Here is an 8,664-nt window from a genome sequence, read left to right as displayed (position 1 = left end):
GGTCGCGGCGGTGCGGCTCAGCGGGGCGCACCGCGTGCTGGCCGGGTTCGCCGGCGTCCGCGGGTCGAGCGCGTTCCTGGTGACGAGGAACGGGATGCTCGTCGGGCGCGGCTATTACGCGTCCGTGGCCGACCTGGCGGAGGCGGTCGATCTGGCTGAGCTGCGCAGTCGCTAGCGGCCGCGCGGGTTGCGCCGGACGCCCCCGCACGTGTAATCGGTTACACCGTGATCGAAGAACGCTCGCAGAGCTGGGAAGTCGTCGTCGTCGGATCGGTCAACGCGGACCTGGTGGTCGGCGTCGACAGGAGGCCCGCGCCCGGGGAGACCGTGCTCGGCTCCGACCTCGCCACCCTTCCGGGCGGCAAGGGCGCCAACCAGGCCGTCGCGGCGGCCCGGCTCGGCGGGCGGGTCGGCATCGTCGGGCGGGTCGGCGACGACGGGCACGGCGGGATGCTCCGCGCCGCCCTGGCCGCGGACGGCGTGGACCTCGCCCATCTGACCACGACCGAGGGCACGCCGAGCGGCGTCGCGCTGATCACGGTCGGGGCGGACGGCGACAACAGCATCATCGTCTCGCCCGGCGCCAACGGGCGGGTCGGCCCGGACGACGTCGCCGCCGCCCGAGCCATGATCACGGGCGCCGCGGTCGTGTCGTTCCAGCTGGAGGTGCCGATGCCCGCCGTCGAGGCCGCCGCCCGCGCCGCCGCCGGTGCGGGCGGACGGGTCGTCCTCAACCTCTCGCCGCCCGCCCCCGTCCCGGACGAGGTGCTCGCCCTCTGCGACCCCCTCGTGGTCAACGAGCACGAGGCCGCCTTCCTGCTGGGCGGCGACGGCGGACCGCACGAGACGGCGGAGGCGCTCGTCCGGTCCGGGGCCCGGTCCGCCGTCGTCACGCTCGGCCCCGAGGGGGTCGTGGTCGCCGACGGCGAGGGGACCGCGTCCATCCCGTCCCCGAAGGCGGAGGCCGTCGACACGACCGGCGCGGGCGACGCCTTCACCGCCGCGCTCTGCCTCCGGCTCGCACGCGGGGACGCGCTGCGGGACGCCGCCCGCTACGCCACCCGCGTGGGCGCCGCCGCCGTCCGCAAGCGCGGCGCGCAGAGCTCCTACCCGGCGCCGGACGAGCTTCCCGAGGCGCCCGCGGGCTGAACCGCCGGTCCGGCGGCCGGGTGCCCCGCCGCCACAATGCTGTGACCCGCCGCTCTCGTCACCTGCGGGAACATGTCCATCGCGGCGGTTCGGGGCTGGCCGTCCCGAATGCCGGAAGATCCGTCCGATATTTTTTGCCCATGCGACTCGGCGTGCTGGACGTGGGTTCGAACACCGTGCACCTGCTGGTGGTGGACGCCCACGAGGGGGCCCGGCCTCTCCCCGCGTACTCCCACAAGGCGGACCTGCGGCTCACCGACCACCTCGACGACGGGGACAGCCTGTCCGCGGAGGGCGAGACGCTGCTGCGCAACTTCATCGACGAGGCGCTCCAGGTCGCCGAGGACAAAGGCGTCGAGGACCTCGTCGCGTTCGCCACCTCCGCGCTCCGCGACGCCGCCAACGGCGAGGAGGTCCTCGACCGCGTCCGCGCCGACAAGGGGATCGACATCCGGGCGCTGCCGGGCGAGGAGGAGGCGCGGCTGACGTTCCTCGCCGTCCGGCGCTGGTTCGGCTGGTCGTCGGGACGGCTGCTCGTCGTGGACATCGGCGGCGGCTCGCTGGAGATCGCGTCCGGGATCGACGAGGAGCCGGACGTGGCGTTCTCGCTGCCGCTCGGCGCCGCCCGCCTCACCCGCGACCGGTTCACCGCGGACCCGCCGCCCCCGGACGAGGTCCGCGACCTGCGCCGGCACGTCCGCGCGGAGATCGCCCGCCGCGTTGGGGACGTCGCCAAGTACGGCCCCGCCGACCACGCGGTCGCCACGTCCAAGACCTTCAAGCAGCTCGCCCGGGTCGGCGGCGCGGCCCCCTCGGCCGACGGCCCCTACCAGCGGCGCGTCCTGGCGGGCGCCGACCTGACCGAGTGGGCCGACAAGCTCGCGCCGATGCCGTCCGCCGAGTGCGCCGGGCTGCCGGGCGTGTCCGAGCGGCGCGCCCCGCAGCTGCTCGCCGGTGCGATCGTCGCGGACGCCGCGATGGACCTGTTCCAGCTCACCGAGCTGGAGGTCTGCCCCTGGGCGCTGCGCGAGGGCGTCATCCTGCGCCGCCTCGACATGATCACCGCCTGAGCCGGGTGCTAGCTCCAGTTCGGGTGACCGAACACGTGGCCCCGGGGGGTGACCACCCGGTCGCCGGTGCCGTCCAGGCGGACGGCGCGGAGGACCGGTGCGGAGACCGCGCCGCGCGCGTACACGATCCAGTTTCCGTCGGGGGACCACGCCGGGTCCATGTCGTCCCGGGTGCCCGTGGTCACGGCGCGCGCCCCCGATCCGTCGGCGTTCATCACCCAGATCGAGCTGCCGTCGGACTCGCCCCGGGTGAACGCGATCCTGGAGCCGTCGGGAGACCATTCGGGATCCACCGAGCGGACGCCGTCCCTGGTCAGCTTCGTCCACGGGGACCCTGGGGCGTTCGGGTCGAGGGTGTAGATCTCCTCCTCGCCGTCGCGGTCGCTCCAGAACACGAGCTTCCGCGTGGACGACCACATCGGATCGTCCTTGGCCGAGCCGTCCCGCGTCAGCCGCGTGACCTCGCGGCCCTGCAGCGTGATCGTGAAGATCTGCCGGGTGCCGCCCTCCTCGCCCATGTAGGCCAGCCGCGTGCCGTCCGGCGACCAGGTCACCCGCCCGCCCGCGATGTCGGTGACCTTCCGCGCGCCGGAGCCGTCGGCGTTCATCACCCACGCCTCCCGGCTGCCGCCGCCCGTCCGGGTGAACGCGATCCGGCGGCCGTCCGGGGACGGTTCGGGCAGGATCTCGCACCGGTCCCCGCCGGCGAGCGTCGTCGCGGACGCCTCGCCCGGCGTGAAGCGGGCGATGTCGGCATGGCACGACTCCGGCCAGCCGGGCCGGGTGTCGACCCGGACCAGCATCGGCTCGGACGGGAACGCCGCGGGCCCCGGCGGCTTCTCCGCCTCGCCGGACGACCCCCTGAAGTAGTAGAGGCCCCCCGCCACGGCCGCCGCCGCGAGCACCCCCGCCACGCCGGCGGCGATGAGCGTGGTGCGCCGGGAAGGCCCGTCGCGGCGGTCCGGACCGTCCGCCCGGCCGGGCGCCGGGGGAAGGACGGGCGGCGCGGGTGACGGGGTGGTGGCGTCGCGGGAGGTGACGGTCGGGTCGCCCGGCGGGGACGTCCACGACTCGCCCAGCTCGGTCGTGACATCGGCCTCGGCGGCACCGCCCACGAGCGCGAGCAGCAGGTCGCGGGCGCTGGGCCGCCGGCCGGGCTCCTTGCGCAGCGCGGACCGGACGAGCCCGGCCAGCGACGGCGGCAGCTCCCCGATCTCGGGTTCGGCGTGCACGGCGCGGGCGGCCAGCAGCTGGAACGTGCCCTGCCCGAACGGGTTGCGGCCGTTCGCCGCGAACGCCACCAGGCAGCCCCAGGCGAACACGTCCACGGCCGGGGTGACCTGCTGGGCGGTGATCTGCTCGGGCGCGATCCAGCCGGGGGTGCCGACGACCTGGCCGGTCCGGGTGTGCGCGGACGCCACGTCCAGCGCCCGCGCGATCCCGAAGTCGATCACGCGGGGCCCGGAGATGGACAGCAGCACGTTGCTGGGCTTGAGGTCGCGGTGCACCAGCCCGGCGCTGTGGATGGCGACCAGTGCCGCGGCCACCCCGACCGCGACGCCGTGCAGCATCCCGGGCGACAGAGCGCCGTTCTCGGTGACGTGCTCCAGCAGGGACGGGCCGTCGATGTACTCGGTGACCATGTAGGCGAGGCCGAGGTCGTCGCCGTGCTCCAGGACCTGCGCGGTGCAGAACGACGCGACGCGCTGCGCGTTGGCGGCCTCGTCGTGGAAGCGGGCGAGGAACGTCCGGTCGCCGGCCAGCGCGGACCGCACGACCTTCACCGCGACCCGGCGGTCCTCGGGATCGCGGCCCAGGTAGACCGCGCCCATCCCGCCTTCGCCGATCTTCGCCTCGATCCGGTACCGGCCGATCCGCGTGGGATCCCCGGGGCGCGGTTCACCCAGAGAAGACGCTCGCGGGCCGTCCATAACGATCACCTTTTCCGCCCACGAGCCGCGCCTTGGCGGCCGCCCACACGAGCGGCACGCGGCCCACACCGCTCTTACGATGTCAAAGGAGACGGCGAGGTTCTAGCGTCCGCCCGGCGAATCGGGATCAGTGGAAGTTCCGGGCGCGGACGCGGCCGGGGACGGGCAGCCGCCGGAGGCGGGTCGCGCGGATGTTGGTGACCCCGTCGGCGCGTTCCAGGCGGCCGCCGACCAGGAGGGCCTGCGCGTCGACGGCGAGGCCGCGGTGCCGCTGGAACACCTGCGGCGGGCACACCACGTTGATGATGCCGGTCTCGTCCTCCAGCGTCATGAACACGATGCCGCCGGCGGTCGGCGGGCGCTGCCGGTGGGTGACGAGCCCGGCGACGACGACGTTGGTCTCGCCCGGCGTCGCGGCGAGCCCGCCGGCCGGCAGGGCGCCCAGCTCGTCCAGCGCCTCCCGGACGTGCGCCACGGGGTGAGTCCGGGAGACGCCGGTGGCCCACAGGTCGGCGAGCGTCTCCTCGATCGGCGTCATCGCGGGCAGCGCCGGAGCGGACGCGCCCGGCGTCACCCCTTCGAGCTGCCCCGGACCGGAGCCCGCCAGCGCGCCCGCCGCCCACAGCGCCTCGCGCCGCGACAGGCCGAGCGGGTCGAACGCGCCCGCCGTGGCGAGCGCCTCCAGGGCGCCGGCCGACAGCGGCACGCGGCGGGCGAGGTCTTCCATGCTCGTGTAGGGGCGGCCCGCCGCGACGGCCTCCGCCGACTCCTCGCCCAGGTTGCGGATGCCGGCGAAGCCGAGCCGGATCGCGGGCTGGGGTTCGGCCGGAGCGTGCGGATGGCCGGACTCGACCTCGATCGCCTCCTCCAGCGTCGGGTGGACGTCGCTGGCGTTGATGTCCACGCCCCTGACCACGACACCGTGATGCCGGGCATCGGCCAGAAGGCTCTGCGAGCTGTAGAAGCCCATCGGCTGGTTCCGTACCAGGGCGGCGGTGAACGCCGCCGGGAAGTGCCGCTTCAGCCAGGCGCTCGCGTACACCAGATGCGCGAAGCTCTGCGCGTGCGACTCGGGGAACCCGAACCCGGTGAAGCCGAGGATCTTCTCGTACACGCTCTCCGCGATCTCGGCCGGGATGCCGCGTTCGGCCATCCCGTCCAGCAGCCGCCGCCTCAGCCGCTCGACGCGCTCGGGTGCGCGCTTGGCGCCCATCGCCTGCCGGAGCTGGTCGGACTCGGCCGGGGTGAACCCGGCGCAGTCGACGGCGAGCTGCATCATCTGCTCCTGGAACAGCGGCACGCCGAGCGTCCGCGACAGCGCGGGCTCCATCAGCGGGTGCGGGCAGGCCGCCGGCTCCATGCCCTTCCGGCGGCGCAGGTACGGGTGGACGGACCCGCCCTGGATCGGCCCCGGCCGGATCAGCGCGACCTCCACGACCAGGTCGTAGAACTCGCGGGGCCTCAGCCGCGGCAGCGTCGCCATCTGCGCCCGCGACTCCACCTGGAACACCCCGACCGTGTCGGCGTCGCCCAGCATGTCGTAGACGAGGGGGTCCTCCGCGGGGACCGACTGCAGGTCGTACCGCCGGCCGTGGTGCTGGTCCACCAGGTCGAAGCAGTCGTGCAGCGCCGCGAGCATGCCGAGCCCCAGCAGGTCGAACTTCACGAGCCCGGCCGCCGCGCAGTCGTCCTTGTCCCACTGCAGGACGCTGCGCCCCGGCATCGTCGCCCACTCGATCGGGCAGATCTCCCCGACGGGCCGGTCGGCGATCACCATGCCGCCGGAGTGGATGCCGAGATGGCGGGGGAGGGTCAGCATCCGGTTCGCCAGCTCGGTCACCGGGCCCGGGATCTCGCTCTCCGCGCCGACCGGGTCGCGCGGGTCGACGCCCTTCGACCACGCGTCCTGCTGGCCGGGGGAGAAGCCGAGAGCCCGCGCCGCGTCCCGCACGGCCATCCGCGGCCGGTAGGAGATGACGTTGGCGACCTGGGCCGTGCATTCGCGCCCGTACCGGCCGTAGACGTACTGGATGGCCTCCTCGCGGCGGCGGTGCTCGATGTCCAGGTCGATGTCGGGCGGCCCGTCCCGTCCGGGGGACAGGAACCGCTCGAACAGCAGGCCGTGCCGGACGGCGTCGACACCGGTGATGCCGAGCGCGTAGCAGACCGCCGAGTTCGCCGCCGACCCCCGCCCCTGGCACAGGATGCCCCGGCTCCGGCAGAACTCCACGATGTCGTGCACGATCAGGAAGTAGCCGGGGAAGCCGAGCCGCTCGATGACGTCCAGCTCCTTGGCGATCTGCTCGTACGCGCCGGTGACCCGTTCCCGCTCCCGCGGCCCGTACCGCTTGAGCGCGCCCTCCCCGGCCAGGTGCCGCAGCCAGCTCGCCTCGGTGTGCCCGTCCGGGACGGGCCAGTCCGGCAGCCGCGGCGCGACGACGTCGAAGTCGAACAGGCACTCCCTCCCCAGCGCGGCCGTCCTTTCCAGGACGCCGGGGAACCGGGCCAGCCGCTTCGCCATCTCCGCGCCGCTCCGGACGTGCGCCGTGCCGCTCGCGGGGAGCCGGCCGACCATGTCGTCCAGGCTGCGGCGGGCGCGGACGGCCGCCATCGCCTGGGCCAGCCGCGCGTCGGCCCCGGGCGCCGCGAAGTGCACGTTGTTGGACGCCACCACGTCCACCCCGGCCCGCCCGGCCAGCTCGAACAGGAGGTCGTTGCGGTGGTCGTCGTCGGGCTGGTCGTGGTCGACCAGCTCGACGAACACGTTCTCGCGGCCGAACATGCCGATCAGGTTCCGCAGCTCCCGCTCCGCAGCGTCCGGTCCGTCCGCCTCCAGCGCCGCCGGGACCGGGCCCTTCCGGCACCCGGTCAGGACCGCCCAGTGCCCGTCATGGGCATCGGCCAGGGTGTCCAGGTCGTACACCGGACGGCCCTTGCGTCCGCCCGCGAGTTGTGCGGACGTGATCGCCGAGCAGAGCCGCGCGTAACCGTGGGCGCCCCGTGCGAGCACCAGCAGATGCCGGCCCGCCGGGTCGGGTTCCCCGGCCCGCGGCCCCGTCAGGCCGAGGCTCAGCTCCGAACCGAACACCGTCCCGATGCCGGCCTCGTGCGCGGCCTGCGCGAACTGCACCGCCCCGTACATGCCGTCGTGGTCGGTGATCGCCATCGTCTCCACGCCGAGCCGCGCCGCCTCCGCGACGAGGGCCGCGGGGTCGCTGGCCCCGTCCAGGAAGCTGAACGACGAGTGGCAGTGCAGCTCCGCCCACGGCACGTCCGCCGCCGTGCGGCGGGGGAGGCGCGGCGGCTCGGGCGGCGCCTCCGGAGGCCGCCCGGACGGCCGCCAGGACAGCTTCTCCTCAAGCTCCCGCCACGAGATCGGCGGGTTGTGCCACCCCATCAGCCGCCCCTAGTCATAGACGGCCTCGATGTGCCACGAGCCGCCCTCGACGGCGAGCAGGTAGGCGCCGCCGTCGTCGGTGGTGACCTGGAAACGGGCCCTGCGCCGCGCCCGGCCGGGGTCCCACCAGCGCTCGTCGGCGGGCCACGGGCCCGTCCAGCCGGTGATCGCGGCGGGACGCCCCCGGACGGTGATCGTGGCGGGCGGCGCGGACACCTCGCACCGCGCCGACACCACCACCGCGCCGCCGGACGCGTCGAGCAGTTCCGCCCGGGACGGCGCCGCCGGGACGACCGCGGGCGCGGGCCCGGTCACACGCCCCGGCCACGGGCCCTCGGGCGTGTCCGAGGGGACCAGGTCGCCGACCGGCACCCGGACCACCTGCTCGCCCGGCCCGCGCCCGCCGACCAGCACCGGCCGGGTGATCCCCTGGTGGCCCAGCAGCGCCTGGATGCGGTCGGCGGCCCTGGCGATGCGGTCGGTGACGGCCGTGCTCCCCCACAGCGCGTCCTGCCGCCCCTCGTCCGGGACGATCTGGTCTGGCGCCAGCTCCAGCCACGTGACCCCGCCCCAGACGGCTTCGGCCTGGTCGCCCCGCGGCTGCCACGCCGACAGCTGCCACCGGACCCGCTCGGCCACCGCCAGCGCCGACAGGCCGTCGTGCCGCCAGAGCCGCCGCAGGACGTGCCCGTCCGCGAACCCGACCGCGGCCTCCAGCCGGACGCAGGCCAGCCCGCCCGCCGCGAGGCCCTCGTGCAGCTCGGCGGCGAGCCGCTTGGCCCCGAACACGACCCGCTCGGCCCGCTCGGCGGGCGGGTCGAACGCGGCGCGCACCGACAGGTCCGCGGCGGTCCTGACGGGCGCGAGCGGGCGCGGCTCCTCGCCCCTGGCCATCCGGTGCGCGAGCGCCCCGTCCGCCCCGAAGCGGCCCGCGACGTGCCCGGACGGCAGCGCCGCGAAGTCGCCGAGGGTCTTGACGCCGAGGCGGCGGAGGAGGTCCGCCGCCTCCGGCCGGTTCAGGACCGACAGCGGATACGGCGCGAGGAACGCCGCCGCGCCGCCCTCCGGCACCACCAGGCCGCCCTCCCCGGCCCGCGCGGCCAGCTCCGCGGCGAAC

Annotated in this window: 5 protein-coding genes; 2 read left to right on the top strand and 3 right to left on the bottom strand. The window is 75.4% G+C overall.

Annotated elements, in window-relative coordinates:
• The first annotated feature begins 225 nt into the window (after positions 1–225).
• A complete protein-coding gene (locus E1281_RS33415) occupies positions 226–1,149 on the top strand; it encodes a ribokinase (RefSeq protein ID WP_243717673.1) in 924 nt (307 codons plus the stop codon).
• A 140-nt stretch (positions 1,150–1,289) separates the two neighbouring features.
• The gene (locus E1281_RS33410) at positions 1,290–2,219 is read left to right on the top strand and encodes a Ppx/GppA phosphatase family protein (RefSeq protein ID WP_131883709.1); all 930 of its coding nucleotides are present in this window, start codon (positions 1,290–1,292) and stop codon (positions 2,217–2,219) included.
• A gap of 8 nt (positions 2,220–2,227) precedes the next feature.
• On the opposite strand, the gene E1281_RS33405 is transcribed toward E1281_RS33410, so the two are convergent.
• From E1281_RS33405 to E1281_RS33395, 3 genes are all read right to left on the bottom strand, one after another.
• On the bottom strand, positions 2,228–4,150 hold the full coding sequence (locus E1281_RS33405) for a protein kinase (protein WP_131883708.1): 1,923 nt from the start codon (positions 4,148–4,150) through the stop codon (positions 2,228–2,230).
• 127 nt (positions 4,151–4,277) lie between these two features.
• Positions 4,278–7,547 carry an error-prone DNA polymerase gene (locus tag E1281_RS33400; protein WP_131883707.1) on the bottom strand — a complete coding sequence of 1,090 codons (3,270 nt, stop codon included), beginning with the start codon at positions 7,545–7,547 and terminating at the stop codon, positions 4,278–4,280.
• 9 nt (positions 7,548–7,556) lie between these two features.
• On the bottom strand, positions 7,557–8,664 hold a 1,108-nt coding region (locus tag E1281_RS33395; RefSeq protein ID WP_131883706.1), incomplete at its 5' end, for a DNA polymerase Y family protein.

It is taken from the genome of Actinomadura sp. KC345 (genome assembly GCF_004348515.1).
Lineage (GTDB): Bacteria > Actinomycetota > Actinomycetes > Streptosporangiales > Streptosporangiaceae > Spirillospora.
This window is presented reverse-complemented; position numbering and strand designations above follow the sequence as displayed.